This window comes from Brevibacterium sp. FAM 27836, assembly GCF_051351055.1.
Taxonomy (GTDB): domain Bacteria; phylum Actinomycetota; class Actinomycetes; order Actinomycetales; family Brevibacteriaceae; genus Brevibacterium.
Genome location: NZ_CP195711.1, coordinates 1092711 through 1115018, shown reverse-complemented (window position 1 = coordinate 1115018; position 22308 = coordinate 1092711). Strand labels below are relative to the sequence as shown.

The following is a 22308-nucleotide window of genomic DNA, read 5'->3' as shown; positions in this document are numbered from 1 at the left end:
GCGGAGGTGCCGCCTCGGCGGGGTCCGGGTCTCTCATGTCTCAGGCGGCCATGGTCTTGATGATCTCGGTGGCATTGCCTCCGGCCTTGCGCAGCACGAAGCCGACGAAGCCCAGGGCGGCCAGGGTGAGGACGAACATCACCGTCGACATCGCCGCGACCTCGGGGCGCAGGGCCACGCGGACGGCCGAGAAGATGTAGACCGGCCAGGGCGTGTAACCGGGCTGCTGGACGAAGCTGGAGAGGATCGTGTTGTCGAGGCTGACGGTGAACGACATCAGTGCCCCGGCGAGAATGCCGGGAGCCGCGATCGGCAGGGTGATGTCCTTGAACCGGTTCCACGGGGTGGCGCCGAGATCCGCGGCGGCATCCTCGAGCTGGGTGTCGATTCCGGCCAGCCGGGCCCGGACGATGAAGGTCACGATCGCCATGGAGAACATCGCATGGGAGATGATGAGTCTGACCAGGCCGTTGTTGAGCGGGGTGATTCCCCAGTCGACGCCGACGGTGACGAACCACGGCAGGAATGAGATGCCGTCGACGATCTCGGGTGTGACCAGTGTCAGCCCGAGCACGGCGGTCAGGCCGAGCGCCCACCAGGCGCCCCTCGGCGCCCGTGCCAGTGCCACCCCGCCCAGGGTGCCGAAGATCGTCGAGACGATCGCCGTGCCCACAGCCGCCTGAAGACTCGTGACGATCGAGGAGATGATGATGTCGTTGTTGATTCCGCTGATGTAGGCGTGCAGCCCGAAGCCGCGGAAGTTCGCGAGCACCTTGCCGTTGTTGAACGAGTAGGCGATGATCACCGCGATCGGCACGAACAGGTAGACGAAGACGAGGATGCCCCAGATGTGCAGACCGATATCGGTCGGGGTCCGGCGGGCGAATGTGTTCTTCTTCGGCATCTCAGGCCCTCCCATCCTGCAGCGGCACACTGTTGAGTCTGGCCGTGATCGTCTGTCCGAGCTTGAGCAGCGCGAATCCGACACCGACGACGACCAGGGTGGAGATGATGAGGATCATCGCCATGGCCGCGCCGACCGCCCAGTTCTGGGCGGTGTTGAACTGGTTGGCGATGAGCTGGCCGACCATCGACCCGCTCGCTCCGCCGAGCACGGTGGCCGTCACATAGTCACCGTTGAGGGGGATGAACACGAGCAGGCAGCCGGAGACGACGCCGGGCATCGCCATCGGCAGGGTCACGCGCATGAAGGTCTTCACCTTTCCCGCGCCGAGGTCGTAGCTGGCCTCCCGCAGCCTCTTGCCCGAGGCATCGATGGCCACGAAGAGGGGCAGGATCATCAGCGGCAGATAGTTGTAGACGACACCGATCTGCACCGCTGTGCGCGTGTAGAGGATGTCGAGGGGCCCGTCGAGCATCCCGATGCTCTGCATCCAGTTCGAGAGGAAGCCGTCGGGAGAGAGCATGATCTGCCACCCGAGGGTCCGGACCAGGAAGTTCGTCCAGAATGGCACCATCACCAGAGCCAGTGCCAGGGACCTGCGGGCCGGCGAGACCTTCACCGCCAGCCAATAGGAGAAGGGCAGGGCGATGAGCAGACACAGGATCGTGCCGAGGATCGAGATCCGCAGAGTCGCGAAGAACGTCGATACGAAGCTGGCCGACATCGCCTCCGGGTAGCGGTCGAAGGACAATTTGTCGGTGGCGATGGCGGTGAACTCATCGGGTTTGTATCCGAAGCTGTAGAAGATCACCAGGGCCAGGGGAATGATGAAGAAGAAGACGACATAGGCCCAGGTGGGAAACGACAGCGCCGAGGCTCCGAAGAGCCGTGAGGCGAGCGGTTGCTTCGTGGGCGCGGTCTCCCGTGTCTCTGCGGGCGGCTGCTGTTTCGGTCGCGCGGTCGTGCTCATGCTCCACTCCTGGCCTGGGCATCGGTGAGAATCTTCGTCCGGATCTGATCGGCCGGGGTCTGCTTGCTGGGTTCGAGACGGTCGAGGACCTTCTGCGGGGGGAAGATGAGGTCCGGTTCGTCGAGGTCGGCCTTCTTCGCCTGTTCCTCAAGCCCCTTCGTGCCGATCGGGTAGCCGATGTAGTCGAGCTGCTCGACCGCGGTGTCCGGGGACAGCATGTGGTTGATGAAGGCGTGTGCCGAATCCGGGTGCGGGGCGCCGGTGGCGATCGCCCAGCAGTCCATCCACAGATTCGCCGAGGGGGTCGGGAATACGAACTTCCAGTTCTCCGGATCCTTGATCTCGGTCAGTCCCTGCCGGGCATCGCCGTTGTAGGAGTGCAGGAGGGTGAAGCTGCCTTGGATCATGCTGGTGGCGGCGCTGCCGACATAGGCCTTCACGTTCGGGGCCAGCTGGTCGACGATGATATCGCGAGCCTTGTCGAGTTCGCCCTCGTCTTCGGTGTTGAGGCTGTGGCCCGAAGCTGCCAAGGCGATCGCCGCGACCTCCCAGGGATCCTCGAGCAGCGCGGTCGTGCCGGCGGCTTCCTTCTGTGCAGTGTCGAGGAAGTCCTGCCAGCTCGTGAGCTCCCGGTCGATCTTCTTCGTGTTGTAGACGAACCCCGTGGTGCCCCAGGCCTTGCAGATCGAGTACTTGTTGTCGGGGTCGAAGTACTGATGCGTGAAGTTCGGGTCCATGTGCTCGAAGTTCGGGATCAGACTGAGGTCGAGTTCCTGGAGGAGATTGTGATTGAGCATCTGCGGGATGTTCGCCCCTGTCGGCACGACCACGTCATAGCCGGAGGTGCCGCGTGAGGTCGACAGCTTCGCCACGAGCTCCTCGTTCGACCCGTAGGAATCGACCTGGACGAGGATGTCGTTCTGCGATTTGAAGGCTTCGAGGAGTTCCGGATTGTCGTAGTCACCCCACGAGTAGAGGTTGAGCTTCGGTTCGAGCTTGCCGTCGGTCGGCGGTGACGCCGCCATCTTCGTCGTCTTCCCGCAGGCACTGAGCGCACCCAGGCCGACGACTCCGAATCCGGCCAGCAGCGCTCGCCGAGTCAGCCTCGCCGAGGCGGCCCGGGGAGCCAGGAAGGTCACATCGGGAATCGTTCGCGTCATCTCAGGCACCGCCTTCGAAACCGTAGACGGCGACCGCATCGGCGTCCCAGCTCAGGTCGACTTCGGCGTCGGCGGCGAGGAGTTCGTTGCCGGCGGCGGGGACACGGGCGAGGAGCTCATCGTTGTCGCCGACGACGATCATGTACTGGATGACATCGCCGAGGAAGGACGTCGAAATCACCTTCCCGCGAGCGGTGTTCGGTCGGCCGGTCTCCTCTCCGGCCGGGGCCACGCGCATCCGCTCGGGGCGGATGGCCGCCCGCACCCTGTCTCCGACGCTGAGCGTGCCGGCTTCCCCCGCCGCCGAAGCGGGGCGCAGGTCCAGCGACGGGGTCTCCATGACCGTGCTGTTGGCCGAGACCATCTGCGCGGTGCCTCCGTCGGTGGAGGTCACCTCGGCGGGGATGAAGTTCTGTTTGCCGATGAAGCCGGCGACGAAGCCGTTGTGGGGATTCGCGTAGATGTCCTCACCGGAACCGATCTGCTGGATCACACCGTCGTACATGACGACGATGCGGTCGCTCATCGCCAGCGCCTCGTCCTGGTCGTGGGTGACGAAGACGAAGGTCGTGTCGAGCTTCGTGTGCAGACGTTTGAGTTCGAGCTGCATCTCCTCGCGCAGCTTCCGGTCCAAGGCGGACATCGGTTCGTCGAGGAGGAGGACCTGGGGCCGGTTGACCAGGGCACGGGCCAAGGCGATGCGCTGCTGCTGTCCGCCGGAGAGCTGCTCGGGTTTGCGCCCGGCGAAGTCCTCCATCTGCACGAGGGCGAGGACGTCGCGGACACGCTGAGCGATCTCGGGCTTGGGCACCTTCGCCTGCTTGAGCCCGTAGGCGATGTTGTCGGCGATGTTCATGTGCGGGAACAGCAGATACGACTGGAACACCGTGTTGACGGGGCGCCGGTGCGGCGGCAGCCCGACGATGTCCTTGCCGTCGAGGTAGATGTGGCCGTTGGTGGGATGCTCGAAGCCGGCGATCATCCGCAGCAGGGTGGTCTTGCCGCAGCCGGAGGGGCCGAGCAGTGAGAGGAACTCTCCCCGGCGGACGCTCAGGTCGAGGCGGGCGATGGCGGTGTTCTCGCCGAAGACCTTCTTCACGCCCTGGATCTCGAGGTGGTCGAGTCCGGTGTCGGGCGTTGTTTCGGCGGTGGCTGTGCTGGTCATGATGGCCTTTCGTCTCAGGCGGAAGCGGAGCTGGTCGTTGCGGGCGGCTGCGATGTCTGCGGCGCGGTCTGCGATGACAGGGCGTCGTGGATGAGGCGGCCGTTGCTGATGGTCAGATCGTTCGTGATGTGCGCGATTTCGTCGGCCGGGAGATCGAAGGGGTTCGCGCTCGCCAGGGCGAGGTTCGCCCGCTCGCCGAGGCGGATGACGCCATTGGTCCGTGAGCGCAGCAGGTGGGCCGACCCGGAGGTGTAGGCCCGCAGCGCCGTCTCCACGTCGAGGGCCTCCTCGGGCAGCAGGGGCGAGGTGTCCGCGGCGGTGGGGTGGGACCGGTTGACGGCGACGTGGATGGCCTCCCACGGATTCGCGGTCGACACCGGCCAGTCCGAGCCCATCGCCAAGTGGGTGCCGGCCGAGGCGAAGGAGCCGAAGGGGTAGAGCCATCCGGTACGTTCCTCGCCGAGGATCGGGATGTTGAGGTCGATCATCTGCTCGTCATAGCAGGCCCACAGCGCCTGCAGGTTCGCGGTGATCCCCAGCTGCGCGAAGCGCGGGACGTCGACGGGATCGACGACCTGGACATGGGCGATGTGGTGGCGGGCCTCGGCGCGGGGCGAGGCGATCGCCGCGAAGGCGTCGAGGGCCGCTCTGACCGCGGCATCGCCGATCGCGTGGCAGTGGATGTCGAAACCGGCCGCGTCGAGGGCGGCGAATGAGGCTTCGAGGTGCTCGCGGGTGAAGTAGCTCGTGCCGAACCCGCCGCAGGTGCACGTGTATTCCGTGTTCATCGCCGCGGTGCGGGATTCGACGATGCCGTCGAGCATGAACTTCACCGAGGTGGCGCGGAAGCGGCCCTCGCTGCGGGCTCGGGCGGTGAGTTCGGCCACCTCGGCGTCGATGTCCGTGACCTCGCGCGGCCACCACAGGCTGCCGACGACCTCGGAGTGCAGTTCCTCGGAGGAGGCGGCGCGGACATAGGTGTCATAGGGGTCGCGGTGCCCGCCGTAGTCACCGACGATGGCATCCATCCACGCGGTGACGCCGAGGGAATTGAGGTAGTTCTGCCCGGCGAGCAGGCCTGCGTGGACCTCGGCATCGGTGGCCTCGGGAACGTGGGCGGAGACGAGGTCGATCGCCGATTCGTGAAGACACCCGGTCGGAGTGCCGTAGTCATCGGCGACGATGATGCCGCCGGCCGGTGACTCGGTCGCGGCGTCGATCCCGGCCACGGTCAACGCCGCTGTGTTCACCCACGCCGAGTGGTGGTCGGCACTGAGCAGGAGGGCGGGCCGATCCGGGCAGACTGCGTCGAGGATGTCCGCGGTCGGAGCTCCTCCGGGGAAGTCGGCCATCGACCATCCGCCGCCGATGACCCAGTCGTGTGCAGAGTCGGAGTCGGCGTGTGTCGCGGCGATGTAGCCGCGGATGAGGTCGAGGGTTTCGGCGAGGCCGTCGGCGCTGCTGAGATCGCAGGACAGCGACTCCTGCCCGCCGAAGGTCGTGTGTACGTGAGCGTCGACGAAACCGGGGGTGAGGAGCCCGCCGGTGGCGGTGATGGTCCGGTCCGCCGGCACCTGTGCCGGTCCCGTGGCGATCTCGGTGATGATGCCGTCGCGGATGCTCACGCGATTCTCGGGCCGGATCGTGCGCCCGTCGAAGATCGTGACATCGAGGATGTCGAGGTCCACTGCTGCCTCCCGACTGCATTGTCGAAGCTTCGGCGGGGCCGCGGAGTCCGCGCCCGCCGAGTGTCATTTTCGGTCCGGCGGCACGAGGGCCGCAAGAGCCCGCGTCCAGCCGTTACCTGTTCGTTTCACTGTCGGTGACCGAGCCCAGCGTGTGGTCTGAGTCACTGATGAGAAACGATAGCGGAAGTTCATGCCGGAATCCACTGATTCCGTTGCGTGAGACAGTTCAAGCTGATTGTTTCTTTCTTCGATATGCTGATGACCGCTGAATCAGTGTGAACGCGTGCGTTTTTCGAAAAGCGCGTGGTGCCGCGCGGGACGGTCGCTGAGCGCGCTTGTCGCCGGGCGGGCGCGGGGATGAATGCACGAGTGGTCACAGTCCCGAAGAGGACCGAACGAATTCGTCCGGTCCCCTTCGGCACTGTGACCACAGGCGGTGTGCGCTGCGAGATCAGCCGGGGAAGGTCTGCCCGGTGAGCTTCTCGAAGGCTTCGATGTAGCGGGCGCGGGTCTTCTCGACCACTTCGGCGGGCAGCGCCGGGGGTGGAGTGTCCGAGGACTTGTCCCATCCGGACTCGTGGGTCAGCCAGTCGCGGACGAACTGCTTGTCGAAGCTCGACTGCGTCTGCCCGGCCTCGTAGCCCTCGGCGTCCCAGAAGCGCGAGGAGTCCGGAGTGAGCACCTCATCGCCGAGGACGAGCGTGCCATCGGGCAGTGTGCCGAACTCGAACTTCGTGTCGGCGAGGATGATCCCGCGTTCGCGAGCGATCGCCTCGGCGCGCTGATAGATCTCCACGGCCAGCTCCCGCAGCCGCTCGGCGGTGTCCTCACCGACGGTCTTCGCGACGGCATCGAAGCTGACGTTCTCATCATGATCGCCCAGCTCGGCCTTCGTCGCCGGAGTGAAGATCGGGGGTTCGAGGCGATCGGCCTCGACGAGCCCGGCCGGCAGGCGGATGCCGCACACGGATCCGGTGGCCCGATAGTCGGCCATGCCCGAACCGGTGAGATAGCCGCGGGCGACGCATTCGACGGGGAACATCGACAGGTTCTTCACGATGAGGCCGCGACCTCGCACGGGCTCAGGCACATCGGAGCTGATGACATGGTTGCCGATGATCTCGGCCAGCTGATCGAACCACCACAGGCTCAGGCCCGTGAGCACCTTGCCCTTGTCCGGGATCTCCGAATCGAGCACCCAGTCATAGGCGGAGATCCGGTCCGAGGCGACCATGAGCAGCGATTCGGCGGTGGCCGCATCGGCGGCGTCTGCAGGAATGTAGAGGTCACGGACCTTGCCCGAATACACGTGCGTCCAACCCGGCAGCTGCGGGGCCGAGGAGGGGGCGGACTGCTCGGGAGCGGGGTAGATGTCGGCGAGGGAGATGCGGCCGGCGGCGGCCGCCTCGGCGATATCGGTGCGGTGCTGCTCACCGGGCCATTTGATCTCCTCGATCGCTGAGTACGCCCGCGCCCGCGCATCGTCGAGATCGGACCCGAGCGAGACGACGGAGAGCACGCGTCCGCCGGCGGTGACGATGTCACCGGCCTCGGCGATGTCCTTCGTGATCACAGCGTCTTCGGGAGCGAAACCGCCGCTGGAGCCGGTCGCAATCTTCGTGCCCGCGTGCTGCACGCTGATGTCCTCGAGCGTTTCCGCGGTGCCGAGCCCGCGGATGATGTCACCGGTGCTCGGGGCGCCCGGGTAGTTCTCCGCGGCCATGACCACGGTCACCGAGGCGCGCGGATCCCATTCGAGATCACCGACCTCGTCGAGGCGGCCCTCTGCGGCGGCGAGCAGGGTCTGGCCCAAGGGGCTGCGCAGGCGGGCGAGTACGGACTGGGTCTCCGGGTCGCCGAAGCGGACGTTGAACTCGACGACGCGCAGACCCTTCGACGTCATCGCCAGTCCGCAGTAGAGGAGGCCGGTGAACGGGGTGCCGCGGCGGGCCATCTCGTCGACGACGGGCTGGGCGACGGTGTCGATGATCTCCTCGACGGTGCCGGCCGGCAGCCACGGCAGCGGCGAATAGGCGCCCATACCGCCGGTGTTCGGGCCGGTGTCGCCGTTGCCGATGCGTTTGAAGTCCTGCGCCGGTGCCAGCGGAACGGTGCGCTGACCGTCGCAGAGGACGAAGAGGGAGACCTCGGGACCGTCGAGGAAGTCCTCGATGACGACCCGGTCGGAGACCTCGAGACACGACGAGGCGTGAGCGATCGCCGCATCGAAGTCGTCGGTGACGACGACGCCCTTGCCGGCGGCCAGCCCATCGGCCTTGACCACGTGCGGGGCGCCGAACTCGCGCAGCGCCGCAGAGGCCTCAGCGGTCGAATACGCGACCACGGTGCGCGCCGTCGGCACGTTCGCGGACTCCATGATCTCCTTCGCGAACGCCTTCGAGCCTTCGAGCACGGCGGCTTCGGCACTGGGGCCGAAGACCGGGAACGAGGCTTCGCGCAGAGCATCGGCGACACCGGCGACCAGCGGAGCCTCGGGGCCGATGACGACGAGATCGACGTCGAGGGACTCGGCCAGGGCGGTCACGGCCGCGGAATCCGAGGCATCGACCGCCTCGGTGTGGGCGATCTGCGCGATCCCGGGATTGCCGGGCGCAGCGATGACGGCGTCGACCTGGGGGTCGCGCGAGAGAGCGAGGACGAGGGCGTGTTCACGGGCGCCCGAACCGATGACAAGAACCTTCACGCCACCAGCCTAAAGGGTCGTAGGCTGGAGTGCGTGACCAGTTCGACTTTCACCCCCACCGAGGCGGCCGAGCTCGCCGTCGTCATCCGTTCCGATTTCATCGAATCCCGGCACATCGGCTCCGCCGTGGTCCTCGACCCGCACGGATCGCCGGTGCTCGGGGTCGGCGCCCCCGAGATCCCCGTGTTCACCCGCTCGAGCCTCAAACCGCTGCAGGCGATCGCGGCGATGAGCCTCGGGGCCGAACTGCCCGGGCCCGCGGCGGCCCTGGCCACGGCCTCGCACAAGTCCGAAGCCGGGCATGTCGAGGTGGTGTCGAACATGCTCACGACTGCCGGGCTGAGCGTCGCCGACCTGCAGTGCCCTTTCGCCCATCCCGCAGACGGTGCCTTTCGGCGTCAGCTCCAGGACGACGCTCGGGCTGCCGGGGCTGCGGACACCGATCCCCGCTCGCCGCTGTACTTCAACTGCTCGGGCAAGCACACGGCGTTCCTCGCCGCGGCCCGCGCCATCGGTGCCGATACGGCCACCTACCTGCACCCCGACCATCCGGTGCAGCAGAGAGTTGCCGAGGTCGTCGAAGCCTTCGCTTCGGAGACGCCGGCCGCCGTCGGCGTCGACGGCTGCGGGGCACCCGTATTCGCGCTCAGCCTCACCGGCCTGGCTCGGGCCATCGGCCGAGCGGTGCGCACCGGCCATGCAGGTGCCGACGAAGGCGTCGCCTCGGCGAGGGCGGAGGGCTGGACCGCCTACGAACGCGAAGCGCGCACCCTCATGGGCGCGGTCTTCGCCGACCCGTGGGCCATCGAAGGCCACGGACGACCGAATACCACGGTCATCGAGCGTCTTGGAGTCTTCGCCAAGGGCGGAGCCGAAGGCGTGATCGTCATGGCCGCGAAGTCCGGGCACTCGGTGGCGGTGAAGTGCCTCGACGGGTCCTCCCGCGCCACCGGCCTCGTCGCTCTCACCCTGCTGCAGCGGGCCGGCGCATTCGACGGGGACGACGGCGCCGCCTCGGTCAGCGAAGAGGAGTTCGCCGCGACGGTCGCCGCGATCACGGACCCGGTCACGGGCGGAACGGATTCCGAGGGGCGGACGAGCGTTGTCGGACGGCTGGAGCTCGGGGAAGATGTTGCCGAGATCGGTGAGAGGAAGAGGGACTGATGGCGATTCGCAGAAGGATCGACCCGGATCAGGGACGCAGCGCACTGGAGATGTGGTCGAAGCAGACGACGCTCGACGCCGGCACGGTGGACAGGACGACCCTGGCGACCGCCGTGCGATTCGCGCTCGAGGAGCTCGCCGCCCGCGCCGAAGGCAACAGCGTCGAAGTCCGGGTTCCGCCGTTCGGGGTCACCCAATGCATCGCCGGGCCCCGTCACACTCGCGGGACCCCGCCGAACGTCGTCGAAACCTCCGCCGAGGTGTGGCTGGACCTTGTGACCGGTCGCACGGACTTCGCGTCCGCGCTCGCCGCCGGCGGCATCGACGCCTCCGGCACACGAGCGGATCTCGGCGATCACCTTCCCCTCTTCACTCCGGCAGATCTCGAGGATCGACGATGAGCGCGCAGATCACCCAGACGACCTCCTTCATCGGCGGACGGCACGTGCCCTCGCTGATCACGTATCCGAACAGCGATCCGGCCACCGGCGGGCACCTGGGCGATGTCTCCCGCGCCGGTGCCGACGAAGTCGACCGGGCCGTCCGAGCGGCGGCGAAGGCGCAGAAGGAATGGAAGAAGTCGAGTCCGGGGCAGCGGTCCCGGCTGCTCGTGGCGACCGCGGCCGTGATCGGGGACCACCGCGACGAACTCGCGCGCCTCGAGTCCGAAGACACCGGCAAACCGCTCACCCAGGCCTACGCCGACGTCGACGTCTGCGCCCGCTACTTCGAGTTCTACGGCCACACGATCGAGTCCTACTACGGGCGCCAGATCCCCATGGCCGATGACATGCACGTCTACACCAGGCGCGAACCCTTCGGCGTCACCGGGCACATCGTCGCCTGGAACTACCCGCTGCAGCTCATCGGCCGAGCAGCCGCAACCTCGTTGGCCACAGGCAATGCCGCCGTGGCCAAACCCGCCGATGAGACACCGCGGTCGACGGTCCGGCTGGCCGAACTCATCCACTCCGTCGGCTTCCCGGCCGGAGCCTTCAACGTCGTCACCGGCCTCGGCGCCGAGGCCGGGGCGGCCCTGAGCTCGCACCCGGACGTGGCGCACCTCGGATTCGTCGGGTCGACGCAGACCGGATCGGCGATCGCCCACGCCGCGGCAGATCGGGTCGTGCCGACTGTGCTCGAACTCGGCGGGAAATCCGCGAACATCGTCTTCCCCGACGCCGACATCGACGCGGCCGTCCCGTCCCTGCTGCGCTCGATCATCCAGAACGCCGGGCAGACCTGCTCGGCCGGCTCCCGACTGCTCGTCCACCGCGACGTCCACGCCGAGGTGGTGGAGAAGATGACTGCGGCCATGTCGTCGGTGACCATCGGCTACGGCCTCGACGACCCGATGCTCGGGCCCCTGATCTCGGCCGACCAGCACGAGCGGGTCCTCGGATTCCTCGCCGAGGTGGGTACCGGATCCGGGACGGCAGGTGCCGGGTCTGCGGGGTCGGGTGAGATCGTCACCGGCGGTGTTCGTCCCGAGGGCCTGGCCGATGACCTCGCCGAGGGGGCGTTCATCACCCCGACCCTCATCGATTCCGTCGACCCGCAGTCGCGGATCGCTCAAGAAGAGGTCTTCGGCCCCGTCGTCGTGACGATGCCGTTCTCCGACGAGGACGAAGCCGTGCAGTTGGCCAACGGCACCGACTACGGCCTCGTCACCGCACTGTGGACGCAGAACATCTCCCGCGCCCACCGTGTGGCCGCCGAGGTCGACGCCGGACAGATCTTCGTCAACACCTACGGAGCCGGCGGGGGAGTGGAGCTTCCCTTCGGCGGGTTCAAGAAGTCCGGGTACGGGCGCGAGAAGTCCATCGAAGCCCTTGACGAATACACGCAGACGAAGACCGTCGCCATCAAGCTGTGACGGTGTGGGTGCCCGCTGACCGGAGACCGCCGGCCGACCGGGGCGGGAACGGGGTGCGTCGATGACCTTCCCCGTGCTCGGCCTCGTCCTCCTCGCCTCGGTCGCCCACGCCCTGTGGAACCTCGCGGCGAAGTCCGTCACCGGCAAGGGCTACGCTTTCGTGCTCGCCTACCATGGGCTCTCGGCGATCCTCCTCGTCCCGATCGCGATCATCATCATCGCCTCCGGGAGTCAGCCGCTGAACTGGACGCTGGTGGGCGCTGCCGGGCTGAGCGCGGTGTTCCACATTGCCTATTCGGTGGCCCTGCAGTCCGGCTACGATCACGCGCCCTTGGGCGTCGTCTACCCGACGGCCAGGGGCACCGGGCCGGTGGTGACGATCATCATCGCCGTGGCCTTCCTCGGCGAACGTCCCACCCTCGCCGAGGCGCTCGGAGCCTTCACCGTCATCGCCGGCATCGCTGTGGTGACCATCCGTCCCCGCGGCGGAGGCAAGGCCCCCACGAGCGGATCCGGGCGGCGCCGCGGGCTCGCCTGGGGCGGGCTGATCGGGGTGTTCATCGCGTCCTACACGCTGTGGGATGACTTCGCGGTCAATCACATCAGCGACTCCCCGCTGCTCTACTTCGCCGTCTCCGAAGCCTGCGTCGGGCTCCTCATGACCGCCGGCATCGTCGGCCTGCCGGGAGGTGCGAGCCGACGTGCCGACTTCCGCAGCATCCTCCGTGAGCACAAGCGTGCCCTGGTGACCGTCGCGATCCTCTCACCGCTGGCGTATGTGCTCGTCCTCTACGCGATGCAGCAGGCCCCTGTGGCGCTCGTGGCTCCCGTGCGAGAGACCTCGATCATCGTCGGCACGCTGCTGGCCTGGTGGTTCTTCGGCGAGAAGAACGTCGTCCTCAAGCTCCTCGGAGCGCTCATCGTCGTCTCCGGCATCGGGCTCATCGCCCTCGGCTGACGACCCGGCACCCACCTGCCCGGCAGGTGGGCGGACGGCGGAGCGCCGGAGCGTCCGGCACAGTGCCGTTCAGCGGCGGCGGGCGGGCTGTCGTCTCGTCACCCGCACAACCCGAACCGGGCACACGGCGTGCGAGAGCACTCCCTGCGAGGTCGAGCCGAGGACGGTCGAGACGAATCCGCCGCGACCACGGGAACCGATGACCACGAGTTCGGCGGTGTACGTGGCGGACACGAGCACCTCGGTGGCGGGGGCGTCGAAGATCGAATAGCGGACCTCGAGGTCGGGGAAGTCTCCCCGCAGGGACTCGGCGGCGGCTTCGTAGGCCTTCGCCGCCTCGTCGTACATCCTGATCAGGTGCTTCTCGCTCGGCATCCATTCGGGCGAGAGGATGTGCGTGGCGGTGACGCCGACGAGCCGCAGCGGAAGCTGGTAGACCGCCGCCTGCGAAGCGGCCGCCCGCAGCACCGGAGTGTCGGTTTCGAAGGGGTCGACGGCGGCGACGATCTCACCGGAGAAGTCCGGCCGCGCACGGATGTCCTCCGCGGCGGTTCGATGATTCTTCACCCGGACGGGATCGTCGACCGGCAGGGGAGTCGACGGCATGACCCGAGTCGGCCAAGTGCTCGGGACGACGACGGTGGGGCAGTGCGAATGCGCGGGCATCGCCAGTGCCACGGACCCGAGCAGGCGCCCGGCGAACCCGCCGCGACCGCGGGCGCCGACGACGGCGAGGTCGGCGTTCTTCGAATGCTCGACCATGACCCCTGAGGCGTCGCCGGGAACGATCGTCGTCGACACGGGGACTCCGGATTCGGTGACCGTGGAGGCGGCCGCCTCGGCGATGGTCTCAACGGTCTTCTTCACGGCCGCATCGAAGTCGGCGGGATAGACGATATCGGCCTGGCTCATGTTGACGCCGGGGACGGCGTAGGCGGAGACGAGTCGGATCTCGGCGGAGGTCTTCTGCGCGTGAGCGATTGCCCACTGCAGTGCGCAGTCCGCGTTATCGGAACCGTCGATGCCGACGATGATCGTGTGTGCCATGTCTGAACCCCTGTCTGCTGTGACCGTCCAACTGGATGTGTTCAGTTTATGGGAACCGGCATGAGACTGCCTGGGAGGAGGCTCAGGGTGACTCGACTAGAATGTTCGCGACCTGTTGTGCCGGGGCCCTCTCCGGTGAACCATCGGCCGTGAGCGGCCCCCTCGCCCAAGGAGATCATGAAGGACCAGATCGACGTCGCCGTCCGCCGCAGCCCCAAGTATTCGGTGTTCATGGGCATCGGTGCGGTGCTCGGCGTCATCGTCGCGGGAGTCCTCGCGATGTTCGTCGACCCGGCGGACATGCCGATGGGCTACACCGTGGCCAAGGGGGTGGGACTCCTGCTGCTCGTCCTCGGCGTGGGCGGGCTGTTCATCGGCGGGCTCATCGCTCTCATCCTCGACTGGGCCGGCAGGAAGCGGGCGAAGGAGTTCCGGGTCGACGCGCAGATCGACATGGTCGATGACCCGAAGGAGATCGCTCGCCGTCGCATCGCCGAAGCCCGCGGTGAGGATCCGGATGCCGCAGCCGCACCGGCGGTCGAAGCCGCAGCGGATGCGGACGGCACGGTCGCGGTCGAGGGCGGAGCCGCCTCGGCGAATGCGGATGGCGCACTCGAGGTCGAGGACACGACCGACAACGGGGGAGCCGGGCGCGGACCCGCCCCCGATTCCACAGTCTGAGTCGGAGGCGGAGCTCGGTCGCGGGTGTGAGACAATTTCACTCGTGGCAAGACGAGACGGGCAGCTGACACACGAAATCGACCCCCAGGACCGCGGACCGCAGGACGAATGCGGTGTGTTCGGAGTCTGGGCCCCCGGCGAGGAAACCGCCAAACTCACCTACTTCGGGCTCTACGCCCTGCAGCACCGCGGACAGGAGTCCGCCGGCATCGCTGCCAGCAACGGCAAGCAGATCCTCATCTACCGCGATATGGGTCTGGTCTCGCAGGTGTTCCACGAACGCGATCTCGAACTCCTGCAGGGACACATCGCCGTCGGGCACACCCGGTACTCGACGACCGGAGCGCCCTCATTCGAGAATGCTCAGCCCACGCTGGGACCGACCCCGTTCGGCACCGTGGCGCTGGCCCACAACGGCAATCTGACGAACTTCGACACCCTCGAAGCCATGGCCGATTCCCGTCGCGACCACGCGACGAAGGTCGTCGAAGAGGCGACGAAGAAGACCTCGCGCACTCGTCCCTTCCGCGACTCCTCGAACGACACCTCCCTGGTCACCGAACTCTTTGCGACCGAGCAGGGAGAGAACCTCACCGAGGCGGCGCTGAGTCTGCTGCCGCACGTCGAAGGAGCGTTCTCGCTGGTCTACATGGACGAGCACACCCTCTACGCCGCCCGCGACCGGCACGGGGTCAGGCCCCTGTCGTTGGGCCGGCTGGAGAACGGGTGGGTCGTGGCCTCGGAGACCGCGGCACTCGACATCGTCGGGGCGAAGTTCGTCCGCGACGTCGAACCCGGTGAACTCATCGCCATCGACGAGGACGGGCTGCGCTCCCACCGCTTCGCCGAACCCGATCAGGCACGCTGCGTCTTCGAATACGTCTACCTCGCCCGTCCGGACAGCCTCCTGGCCGGCAAGAACGTCCACGCCGCTCGGACCCAGATGGGCCGGCAGCTGGCCGAGGAGTACCCGGTCGATGCCGACCTCGTCATCGCCACCCCCGAATCGGGCACGCCCGCGGCCGTCGGCTATGCCGAAGCCTCGGGCATTCCGTTCGGTCAGGGGCTGATGAAGAACGCCTATGTCGGACGCACCTTCATCCAGCCCTCGCAGACCCTGCGGCAGCTGGGCATCCGGCTCAAGCTCAACCCGCTGCGGGAGAACATCGAAGGCAGACGCCTCGTCGTCGTCGACGATTCGATCGTGCGCGGCAACACCCAGCGGGCGCTGGTGCGGATGCTGCGGGAGGCCGGTGCGAAGGAGATCCACGTCCGCATCTCCTCCCCGCCGGTGAAGTGGCCGTGCTTCTACGGCATCGACTTCGCCACCCGGGCCGAGCTCATCGCCAACGGGCTGACGACGAATGAGATCTGCGAGAACCTCGGCGCGGACTCACTGGGCTACATCTCCTTGGACGGCATGATCGCCGCCACCCAGCAGGAGCGCAGCCAGCTGTGCACCGCGTGCTTCTCGGGCGAATACCCGATTCCCGTCAACAACACCACTGCCGACAAAGGATGCTGAGTTGAGTTCCGACGCGAACCCGCAGGCCACCGCGCCGAAGTCCACCACCTATGCCGCCGCCGGCGTCGACGTCGAGGCCGGAGACCGCGCCGTCGAACTCATGAAAGCCGCCGTCTCGGCGACCCACAATGCCAATGTCGTGGGCGGAATGGGCGGATTCGCCGGCCTCTTCGACGTCTCCGTGCTCAAAGACTTCGACCGTCCGCTCATGGCCTCGTCGACCGACGGAGTCGGAACGAAGGTCGCCATCGCACAGGCCCTCGATAAGCACGACACCATCGGCTATGACCTCGTGGGCATGGTTGTCGACGACATCATCGTCTGCGGGGCACGGCCGCTGTTCATGACCGACTACATCGCCTGCGGCAAGGTCGTGGCCGAACGCATCGCCGACATCGTCCGCGGAATCGCCGATGCCTGCGCTTCGGCCGGAGTCGCCCTCGTCGGCGGCGAGACCGCCGAACACCCGGGTCTGCTCGGCGTCGACGAATACGATGTCGCCGGTGCCGCCACCGGCGTCGTCGAAGCCGCCGACCTGCTGGGGCCCGAGAAGGTCCGTGACGGGGATGTCCTCATCGGACTGCCGTCCTCGGGCATCCACTCCAACGGCTACTCCCTCGTGCGCCACATCATCGCCGAGGCGGGCTGGGGACTGGACCGACAGGTCGAGGAATTCGGCCGCAGCCTCGGTGAGGAACTGCTCGTTCCCACCCATGTCTACACTGGTGAACTCGCCGCCCTCTTCGACGCTCTGCCCGGTGCCGTGCACTCGGTCTCCCACGTCACCGGCGGGGGACTGTCTGCCAATGTCGCCCGTGTGCTCCCGCAGGGACTGGTGGCGAAGATGTCGCGTGCCTCGTGGGAGTTCCCAGCCGTGTTCTCCGTGCTCGGGGACCTGGGCGGAGTGCCGCAGGCCGATCGCGAACGCACGTGGAACCTCGGCGTCGGCATGGTCCTCGTCGTCGACCCGTCCGCGGTCGATGGTGTGCTGGCCGCAAGTCCCGGTGCCTGGGTGCTCGGTGATGTCACCGCCGATGACGGCGCACTGGCCTCCGAGCCCGACTACGTCCAGGGTGCGAAGGGCGTCGACGGCGGCGCCGCGATCCTGCAGTAGGTCGACGCAGCCGTCGGTGGTCCGCCGACTGTCGCGGCCGACTGGTGCGGCGCCGCCGGCCGCCTGTACGGAGCATCCCTCACCGGTGGCCTCACACCCGCGTGTTCCTCCACGCCGGTGTGAGGCCAACGGTGGGTGGTGGCCGGAACTGTAGGCGATGAGGGCAACGGTGAAGGATGCCTCGACGGGCGTCTGCCGGATTCGGCGGGCGATGACGGGGCGGGCCGCCTCCTCGGCGAGGGACTGCCCCAGCGCGGAAGTGCGTGCGCGTACGACAGAGGGCGGGAACCGAAGTCCCCGCCCTCAACGAAGTCGTTTCAGCCGCTCGCGACTGGAGTCATCCGCACTCAGTCGTCATCGTCTTCGTACTCGTCATCATCGTCGACGTTGTACTTATCGGCGTAAGCGGAGTAGTCGGGTTCGTCGTCGTACGGATCGGACGACCCAGACTTGCGCGAGTCGGCGCCCAGCTCCTGCTGGAGTCTATTAAGGTCGGTATCCGGGCTGTAGTACTTCAGCTTCCGAGCTACCTTGATCTGCTTTGCCTTTGCGCGGCCGCGACCCACTGGCGTGACCCCCTCCGTCGTCATTGGGGCTCTGGCCCCGGACTAGATCTCTGCTATGCGCTTAAATCCTACCTGTTCGTACTGGGAAGTTCCATTTTGCGAACCGACCTTGGATAGGCTGAGTCCATGGCCTACCGTCGCGATTATGTCGTCACCCTGCGGATCTTCGAACCTCTTGTCGTGCATTCCGAATTGCAAGACAGGCAGGTAGAAAGCAATCGGCAGCGGGTCGAAGAACAGATCTCCCGAGACGCCGACAAGCGCCTGATCTCCCTGCCGCCGAGCCCCGTGGCCGATTCTTTCCGCCGCACTCCCGTCTTCCTCCCGGCGTCTCAGTCATCGGACGGAGTCGATCGCTTCTGCCCCGCGCAGGAGGACATCCGCGGGTGGGAGGCCCTCGAATCGCTGGCCGAACACACCTCGAAGGCGACCCTGGATATCATCGCCCCGAAGTCGGTGCGGCGGCGGGCGGCCAGTCGCCGTGCCGAATGGCTGCAGGACGCGAAGGACACCCGCATCTTCACCCGCGTCTCGGCGTGGGATGTGCCCCCGGCCTGGTGGCTGTTCTTCTCCCTGAGCGAAGACCAGATCATCGCCGATGAAACCGAAGCAGGACTGCGTGTGTACATCCGCACGGACATCCTGGCCGCCTCGGCGCGCATGGAATGGGCCGCGGAGACGATTGCGGACAATTCGAAGGTCGTCGACATGGTCGAACAGACCTCGGCCCTGGCCGAGTGGGTCGACACCTTCGACATGAACTCGATCCTCGAGCTCGATCTCGGCGGAATGTCCGATGTGCTGTGGCCGACCGAGGCCCCCGAACTCGTCGACTCCTGGGTCACCGCGCTGAGCAACGACGATCACGAGTCCGCTGTCACCGCCTTCCAGAAGTACGCGGCCAGCTGGGAGCAGCTCAACCTCTACGCCCGCAGCTCCTGACCTCCCTTACTACCTGACGGCGGCCCAGCAACGTCGCGCCAAGTTGCTGGGCCGCCGTCGGGATCCTTCTATGTCTGTCAAGCGGCTTGGCCGATCGAGTTCGTGGCCTCGAGAATGCGATACACAGAACGGGCCAAGTGACGCTTCATGCACCGGATGGTCTCCTTCTTCGTCTTCCCCTCGCCAAGCCGTTTAGCCATGTATGCCTGGGACCTCTTCTGGTGAGAAAGCCGCGTGATGGCCACCATGTACAACGCAGAATTCAACCGACGATCACCACTGCGATTAAGCCGGAACCTCACCACATTCCCCGACGACGCCGGTATCGGGCTGACCCCCGCCAGCTTCGCAAACGCAGCCTCTGAACGCACCCGCCCAGGATGCGACCACGCCAGGTAGAACACAGCCGCGGTGATCGGACCAATCCCCGGCTCAGCCAGCAACACCGCAGCCGGGCTGTCCTTGACCAAAGCTTCGATCCGGGTGGCGTAGTCCTTGATATCGGCATCGACTTCGACGACGCGTTTGGCTAACCGAATCGCTTCCCGACGAGCCTCGGTAAGTGCCACAGACTCGTTCCTGATCCGCCACTTCGCAACCGCGTGGATCTTGACGACCGACAGTTTCCGACGCGCATCCATACCGAGGTCATGAGTATGCAACAGCGCGGTGAGCGCATTGACAGTCCGGGTCTTCTCCCGGGTCATGGACTCCCGCGCCTTGACCAGGATCTGCAGTCCCTGACGCGGCCCATCAGCCTGCCGGGGGAACCGCAGCCGCGACTCATCCATCGACAGGACCGTGCCAGCGATCCGTCGGGCATCGATCCGGTCATCCTTGCCCGTGGCATGCCGGTCACGAGCATTCATGCTGGCGGCCTCGGCGACTGTGTACCCGTTGTCGGCAACATGGTCGGCAAGGATCGCCCCGTAAGTGCCGATACCCTCGATCACCCACAGGGTGTCGAGGTCCCCGCCGGTACGGCGACCGGCCCACAGCAGCGCCCGTTTCAGGCCAGCTTTCGTGGTCGGGAATGCAGCAGTGTCGACGTGCTCACCAGTGTTGGTGAGGACACTGTAGACGTGGTTCTTCGCGTGGGTGTCGACGCCAACGACAAACGCGTATAAATGCGAGATGATAGTCATGACGGTTCGTGATTCTCCTGTGTCAGAACGGATGAGGTCCGACCGTCGAACGGTCGGCTCCGGTCCGGGAGATAGTCACGTCGAAACACTACTGTGATGAGTCACGTTCGGTCAGGAACGGACAACCTTCTGATCAAGTTATCGATGTGGGCCGAGCCGGTGCCGACCGCCCACCGATCATCAGACAGATCCCGACGAGGACATCGTTCGAGTCAGTAGTTCTGCGGGTCATGATGATCGATGGGACGGTCAGTTCCTACTCTGCCAGCCAGTCCCAGACCAGCCACTATCAATACTCACAGTAGTTCTGGGCGGATAGGATTGTCTGCGAACGATCCGCACCCGAGAGGACGAGCCCGCAGCGTATGGACGAGAAGAAGCGTCGCCTCCTGACGAGACAGGACCCTGCCGCCGAGAGGTCGACGGCGGGCCGGTCCGTGGGCGGTCGGACGCTCTCCGAGAGCTCGGGCGCGGGCAGCCCCAAGCCGCCCACCCGGGTGAAACCGCTGTCGAAGCTCGGCATCGGCTGGCGCGTCATCGTCCCGGCTGCGGCCCTCGTCGTCCTCACGTGCGGACAGATCCTCAACACGAATGACTTCTTCCCACTCGGATCGCTCACCCAGTACGCCACCGCCAAAGACCTTAACGGCACCGTGAACTCCACGTGCATCGAAGCCCAGTTCCCCGGCGAGGACGAACCGCGCCGCCTCGGCTTCAACGCGGCGACCGTCGGCATCGAACGCGGTGACGTCGAATCCCAGCTCGACCGGGTCATCGCCCACCCCGAACTCATGCAGTCGATGGCCGATTCGTACGTGCGGCTGCACCCGCTTGAGCCGAAGCCGGAGACGATGATCCTCTGCCGGACCACCACGCAGCTGAAGAACGGCCTGAGCGTCGGCGAACCCGAAGAGACGACGCTGGCGACCTGGGAGGTCCGATGAGTCGCACCCCGACATTGGCGACCACCCCCGCCGAGGCGGGACCGCGCAACCCGTTCCTGCGCTGGTTCATGCCCGAGGTCCCCCTCGCCCGAGCGGCCGTGTTCCGCGTGTTCGTCTACGTCTTCATCATCATCGATGTGCTCACCATCTCCGGTGACGTCATCGCCCACGGGTGGACGCCCGAGTTCTACCAACCACTGTGGCTGGCACGCGTCCTCCACATTCCCGCCGTCGGCGTCCTCGGTGCGCAGCTCCTGCTGGCCGCTATCATCGTCTTCTCCCTGCTGGCCGCGGCCGGGATCGTCCAGAGAATCAGCGGTTGGGCGGTGGCAATCAGCTTCGGCGCGTGGATGTTCTACACCCAGGGCTACGGCTACGTCGCCCACGATCACATGGCGCTGGTCATTGCCGCCTTCGTTCTGCCGACGATCGGGCCCGCACGCTTCCGAGATGTCGCGACCACCTCGGCGCGGGCGGGTTGGGCGCTCAGGGTCGTCCAGATCTCGGTCGTGCTCACCTACTTCTACTTGGTGCTGATGAAGTGGATCGCCTCGGGCAACATCGCCCACTGGGGCAACGGCGCCGTGATCATCTGGGCGCTCATGCGCCGCGGTGCCGAATGGTCGAAACCCTTCCTCGAGATGCCGGGACTGCTCATCGCCGCCCAATGGGCGACGCTGGTCTTCGAATTCCTCTCGCCGATCGCGCTGTTCCTCAAGGGCAAGTGGCTCTACGGGGTCGTGGCCTTCTTCTGCCTCTTCCACCTCATGACCTACCTGGCGCTGGGCATCCACTTCCTGCCGACGGTCATCTGCTGGGCGGCGTTCCTGCCTCTGGAGAAGCTTGTGCCGAAGCGCTTCGCAGCGCCTCGAGCACGCGGGTGACGGCCATGCGCCCGGCGGTGTCCGGCCGCATCACCGCCACGACCCAGCGGGTGGTGGCGACTCCGGTCAGCGGGATCAGCTCCAGACCCTCGGTCGCGGTGGTGAACCGGGGCAGCAGTGCGATGTGGTCGCCGGCGGCGACGATGGCCTCGACGAGGCGGTTGTCGCGGATGCGCTGAGTGATCGTCAGCGGTGTCTCGGTGACGTGTTCGATCGAACCGAGGATCGTGTCGAAGGGGTAGCCGTGAGGCACACCGATCCACTGCGCATCGACGAGATCGTTCGGTCGCAGCCGAGTCCGCCCGGCCAGCGGATGGTCTTTCGCGACGGCCACGTCGATCGGTTCCGTGGCCAGCGGTTCGACCATGAGTCCGTCTGTGCCGACCGGCCGGGCCGAGATCAGGCTGTGGGCGATGACGAGATCGACATCGGCGAGCAGACCGGCGAACTCGTGTTCGGCCAGGTCCATGTCGAGGGTGTGCACGATGATCTGCGGACTCGTGGCCCGCAGCGTCGTCAGCGCCGTCGGGATGAGGTAGGTCAGGGCGCTGGGCAGACCCGCGATGCGGACCTCGCCGGTGGCCTCGCCGAGGTAGTCCTCCCAATCCGCCTGCACCTCGGCGATCGCCGAGGCCACCTGCCGACCGCCGGCGGCGAGCAGCCGTCCCGCGGCGGTCAGCCGTCCCGCGGCGGTCAGCCGCACACCTCGGCCCGCAGGTTCGACGAGGGCCCGGCCGAACTCCCGGGTCGCGGCCTTGAGCTGCTGGGACACCGCGGACGGAGTGCGGAACGTGGCCTGCGCGACGGCCGTGACGCTGCCGCGTTCGTCGAGCTGGCGGAGCAGCTCGAGATGACGGGGATCCATCCGCCC

At 66.8% G+C, this 22308-nt stretch carries 20 protein-coding genes; 10 read left to right on the top strand and 10 right to left on the bottom strand.

The genetic code is table 11. The features are described from left to right. Positions 1 to 40 precede the first annotated feature (40 nt). From ACSE4D_RS05210 to purD, 6 genes are all read right to left on the bottom strand, one after another. On the bottom strand, positions 41 to 904 hold the full coding sequence (locus ACSE4D_RS05210) for an ABC transporter permease (protein ID WP_135537466.1): 864 nt from the start codon (positions 902 to 904) through the stop codon (positions 41 to 43). Between the two features lies 1 nt (position 905). After that, positions 906 to 1874 carry an ABC transporter permease gene (locus ACSE4D_RS05205; RefSeq protein ID WP_135537465.1) on the bottom strand — a complete coding sequence of 323 codons (969 nt, stop codon included), beginning with the start codon at positions 1872 to 1874 and terminating at the stop codon, positions 906 to 908. After that, entirely contained in the window at positions 1871 to 3034 is a 1164-nt protein-coding gene (locus ACSE4D_RS05200) for a polyamine ABC transporter substrate-binding protein (RefSeq protein ID WP_135537464.1), read from the bottom strand. Before ACSE4D_RS05200 ends, ACSE4D_RS05205 begins: the two co-directional genes overlap by 4 nt. 1 nt (position 3035) lies before the next feature. Next, positions 3036 to 4199 (bottom strand): ABC transporter ATP-binding protein, encoded by a 1164-nt coding sequence (locus ACSE4D_RS05195; RefSeq protein WP_135537463.1) that lies wholly within the window; start codon positions 4197 to 4199, stop codon positions 3036 to 3038. Positions 4200 to 4213: 14 nt separating this feature from the next. Continuing rightward, positions 4214 to 5887: an amidohydrolase gene (locus ACSE4D_RS05190; protein WP_436326712.1), complete on the bottom strand. Its 1674-nt coding sequence runs from the start codon at positions 5885 to 5887 to the stop codon at positions 4214 to 4216. A gap of 451 nt (positions 5888 to 6338) precedes the next feature. Then, positions 6339 to 8591, bottom strand: coding sequence for a phosphoribosylamine--glycine ligase (purD, locus tag ACSE4D_RS05185; protein WP_436326711.1), 2253 nt, complete (start codon positions 8589 to 8591; stop codon positions 6339 to 6341). A 33-nt stretch (positions 8592 to 8624) separates the two neighbouring features. Between purD and ACSE4D_RS05180 the strand changes: the two genes are divergently transcribed. From ACSE4D_RS05180 to ACSE4D_RS05165, 4 genes are all read left to right on the top strand, one after another. After that, a complete protein-coding gene (locus tag ACSE4D_RS05180; protein WP_135537460.1) occupies positions 8625 to 9755 on the top strand; it encodes an asparaginase in 1131 nt (376 codons plus the stop codon). Further along, positions 9755 to 10156, top strand: a complete 402-nt coding sequence (locus ACSE4D_RS05175; RefSeq protein WP_135537459.1) for a sterol carrier family protein — start codon at positions 9755 to 9757, stop codon at positions 10154 to 10156. Before ACSE4D_RS05180 ends, ACSE4D_RS05175 begins: the two co-directional genes overlap by 1 nt. Continuing rightward, positions 10153 to 11631 carry an aldehyde dehydrogenase family protein gene (locus ACSE4D_RS05170; RefSeq protein ID WP_135537458.1) on the top strand — a complete coding sequence of 493 codons (1479 nt, stop codon included), beginning with the start codon at positions 10153 to 10155 and terminating at the stop codon, positions 11629 to 11631. Before ACSE4D_RS05175 ends, ACSE4D_RS05170 begins: the two co-directional genes overlap by 4 nt. 61 nt (positions 11632 to 11692) lie before the next feature. Beyond that, complete coding sequence (locus ACSE4D_RS05165; protein ID WP_135537457.1) at positions 11693 to 12589, top strand: EamA family transporter; 897 nt, start codon at positions 11693 to 11695, stop codon at positions 12587 to 12589. Positions 12590 to 12658: 69 nt separating this feature from the next. On the opposite strand, the gene ACSE4D_RS05160 is transcribed toward ACSE4D_RS05165, so the two are convergent. Further along, positions 12659 to 13636, bottom strand: coding sequence for a universal stress protein (locus tag ACSE4D_RS05160; RefSeq protein WP_135537456.1), 978 nt, complete (start codon positions 13634 to 13636; stop codon positions 12659 to 12661). A 177-nt stretch (positions 13637 to 13813) separates the two neighbouring features. Between ACSE4D_RS05160 and ACSE4D_RS05155 the strand changes: the two genes are divergently transcribed. From ACSE4D_RS05155 to purM, 3 genes are read left to right on the top strand one after another with little or no spacing between them, the layout of a single operon-like run. After that, entirely contained in the window at positions 13814 to 14317 is a 504-nt protein-coding gene (locus tag ACSE4D_RS05155) for a hypothetical protein (RefSeq protein WP_425120185.1), read from the top strand. 43 nt (positions 14318 to 14360) lie between these two features. Then, positions 14361 to 15842 carry an amidophosphoribosyltransferase gene (gene purF, locus ACSE4D_RS05150; protein WP_425120184.1) on the top strand — a complete coding sequence of 494 codons (1482 nt, stop codon included), beginning with the start codon at positions 14361 to 14363 and terminating at the stop codon, positions 15840 to 15842. Position 15843: 1 nt separating this feature from the next. After that, a complete protein-coding gene (gene purM / locus ACSE4D_RS05145; protein ID WP_425120183.1) occupies positions 15844 to 16956 on the top strand; it encodes a phosphoribosylformylglycinamidine cyclo-ligase in 1113 nt (370 codons plus the stop codon). Positions 16957 to 17303: 347 nt separating this feature from the next. On the opposite strand, the gene ACSE4D_RS05140 is transcribed toward purM, so the two are convergent. Further along, on the bottom strand, positions 17304 to 17522 hold the full coding sequence (locus ACSE4D_RS05140; protein ID WP_135537453.1) for a DUF3073 domain-containing protein: 219 nt from the start codon (positions 17520 to 17522) through the stop codon (positions 17304 to 17306). A 126-nt stretch (positions 17523 to 17648) separates the two neighbouring features. Between ACSE4D_RS05140 and ACSE4D_RS05135 the strand changes: the two genes are divergently transcribed. After that, positions 17649 to 18464 (top strand): hypothetical protein, encoded by an 816-nt coding sequence (locus ACSE4D_RS05135; protein WP_135537452.1) that lies wholly within the window; start codon positions 17649 to 17651, stop codon positions 18462 to 18464. Between the two features lie 77 nt (positions 18465 to 18541). On the opposite strand, the gene ACSE4D_RS05130 is transcribed toward ACSE4D_RS05135, so the two are convergent. Next, positions 18542 to 19609 carry an IS110 family transposase gene (locus ACSE4D_RS05130; RefSeq protein ID WP_426936687.1) on the bottom strand — a complete coding sequence of 356 codons (1068 nt, stop codon included), beginning with the start codon at positions 19607 to 19609 and terminating at the stop codon, positions 18542 to 18544. Between the two features lie 365 nt (positions 19610 to 19974). On the opposite strand from ACSE4D_RS05130, the gene ACSE4D_RS05125 reads away from it, so the two are divergent. Continuing rightward, positions 19975 to 20553 (top strand): hypothetical protein, encoded by a 579-nt coding sequence (locus ACSE4D_RS05125; protein WP_426936686.1) that lies wholly within the window; start codon positions 19975 to 19977, stop codon positions 20551 to 20553. Continuing rightward, the gene (locus tag ACSE4D_RS05120) at positions 20550 to 21437 is read left to right on the top strand and encodes a hypothetical protein (protein WP_426936685.1); all 888 of its coding nucleotides are present in this window, start codon (positions 20550 to 20552) and stop codon (positions 21435 to 21437) included. The genes ACSE4D_RS05125 and ACSE4D_RS05120 overlap by 4 nt, the downstream gene beginning before the upstream one ends. On the opposite strand, the gene ACSE4D_RS05115 is transcribed toward ACSE4D_RS05120, so the two are convergent. Beyond that, the gene (locus ACSE4D_RS05115) at positions 21361 to 22302 is read right to left on the bottom strand and encodes a LysR family transcriptional regulator (RefSeq protein ID WP_426936684.1); all 942 of its coding nucleotides are present in this window, start codon (positions 22300 to 22302) and stop codon (positions 21361 to 21363) included. The genes ACSE4D_RS05120 and ACSE4D_RS05115 overlap by 77 nt on opposite strands. Between the last annotated feature and the right edge of the window lie 6 nt (positions 22303 to 22308).

What these genes read in the sequence shown, in the direction of transcription:
- ACSE4D_RS05200 (WP_135537464.1), bottom strand. Translation starts at nt 3,034, where the DNA reads ATGACGCGAACGATTCCCGATGTGACCTTCCTGGCTCCCCGGGCCGCC.
- ACSE4D_RS05115 (WP_426936684.1), bottom strand. Translation starts at nt 22,302, where the DNA reads ATGGATCCCCGTCATCTCGAGCTGCTCCGCCAGCTCGACGAACGCGGC.
- ACSE4D_RS05125 (WP_426936686.1), top strand. Translation starts at nt 19,975, where the DNA reads ATGGACGAGAAGAAGCGTCGCCTCCTGACGAGACAGGACCCTGCCGCC.
- ACSE4D_RS05205 (WP_135537465.1), bottom strand. Translation starts at nt 1,874, where the DNA reads ATGAGCACGACCGCGCGACCGAAACAGCAGCCGCCCGCAGAGACACGG.
- ACSE4D_RS05135 (WP_135537452.1), top strand. Translation starts at nt 17,649, where the DNA reads ATGGCCTACCGTCGCGATTATGTCGTCACCCTGCGGATCTTCGAACCT.
- ACSE4D_RS05120 (WP_426936685.1), top strand. Translation starts at nt 20,550, where the DNA reads ATGAGTCGCACCCCGACATTGGCGACCACCCCCGCCGAGGCGGGACCG.
- ACSE4D_RS05210 (WP_135537466.1), bottom strand. Translation starts at nt 904, where the DNA reads ATGCCGAAGAAGAACACATTCGCCCGCCGGACCCCGACCGATATCGGT.
- ACSE4D_RS05195 (WP_135537463.1), bottom strand. Translation starts at nt 4,199, where the DNA reads ATGACCAGCACAGCCACCGCCGAAACAACGCCCGACACCGGACTCGAC.
- ACSE4D_RS05165 (WP_135537457.1), top strand. Translation starts at nt 11,693, where the DNA reads ATGACCTTCCCCGTGCTCGGCCTCGTCCTCCTCGCCTCGGTCGCCCAC.
- ACSE4D_RS05160 (WP_135537456.1), bottom strand. Translation starts at nt 13,636, where the DNA reads ATGGCACACACGATCATCGTCGGCATCGACGGTTCCGATAACGCGGAC.
- ACSE4D_RS05130 (WP_426936687.1), bottom strand. Translation starts at nt 19,609, where the DNA reads ATGACTATCATCTCGCATTTATACGCGTTTGTCGTTGGCGTCGACACC.
- ACSE4D_RS05155 (WP_425120185.1), top strand. Translation starts at nt 13,814, where the DNA reads ATGAAGGACCAGATCGACGTCGCCGTCCGCCGCAGCCCCAAGTATTCG.
- ACSE4D_RS05170 (WP_135537458.1), top strand. Translation starts at nt 10,153, where the DNA reads ATGAGCGCGCAGATCACCCAGACGACCTCCTTCATCGGCGGACGGCAC.
- ACSE4D_RS05175 (WP_135537459.1), top strand. Translation starts at nt 9,755, where the DNA reads ATGGCGATTCGCAGAAGGATCGACCCGGATCAGGGACGCAGCGCACTG.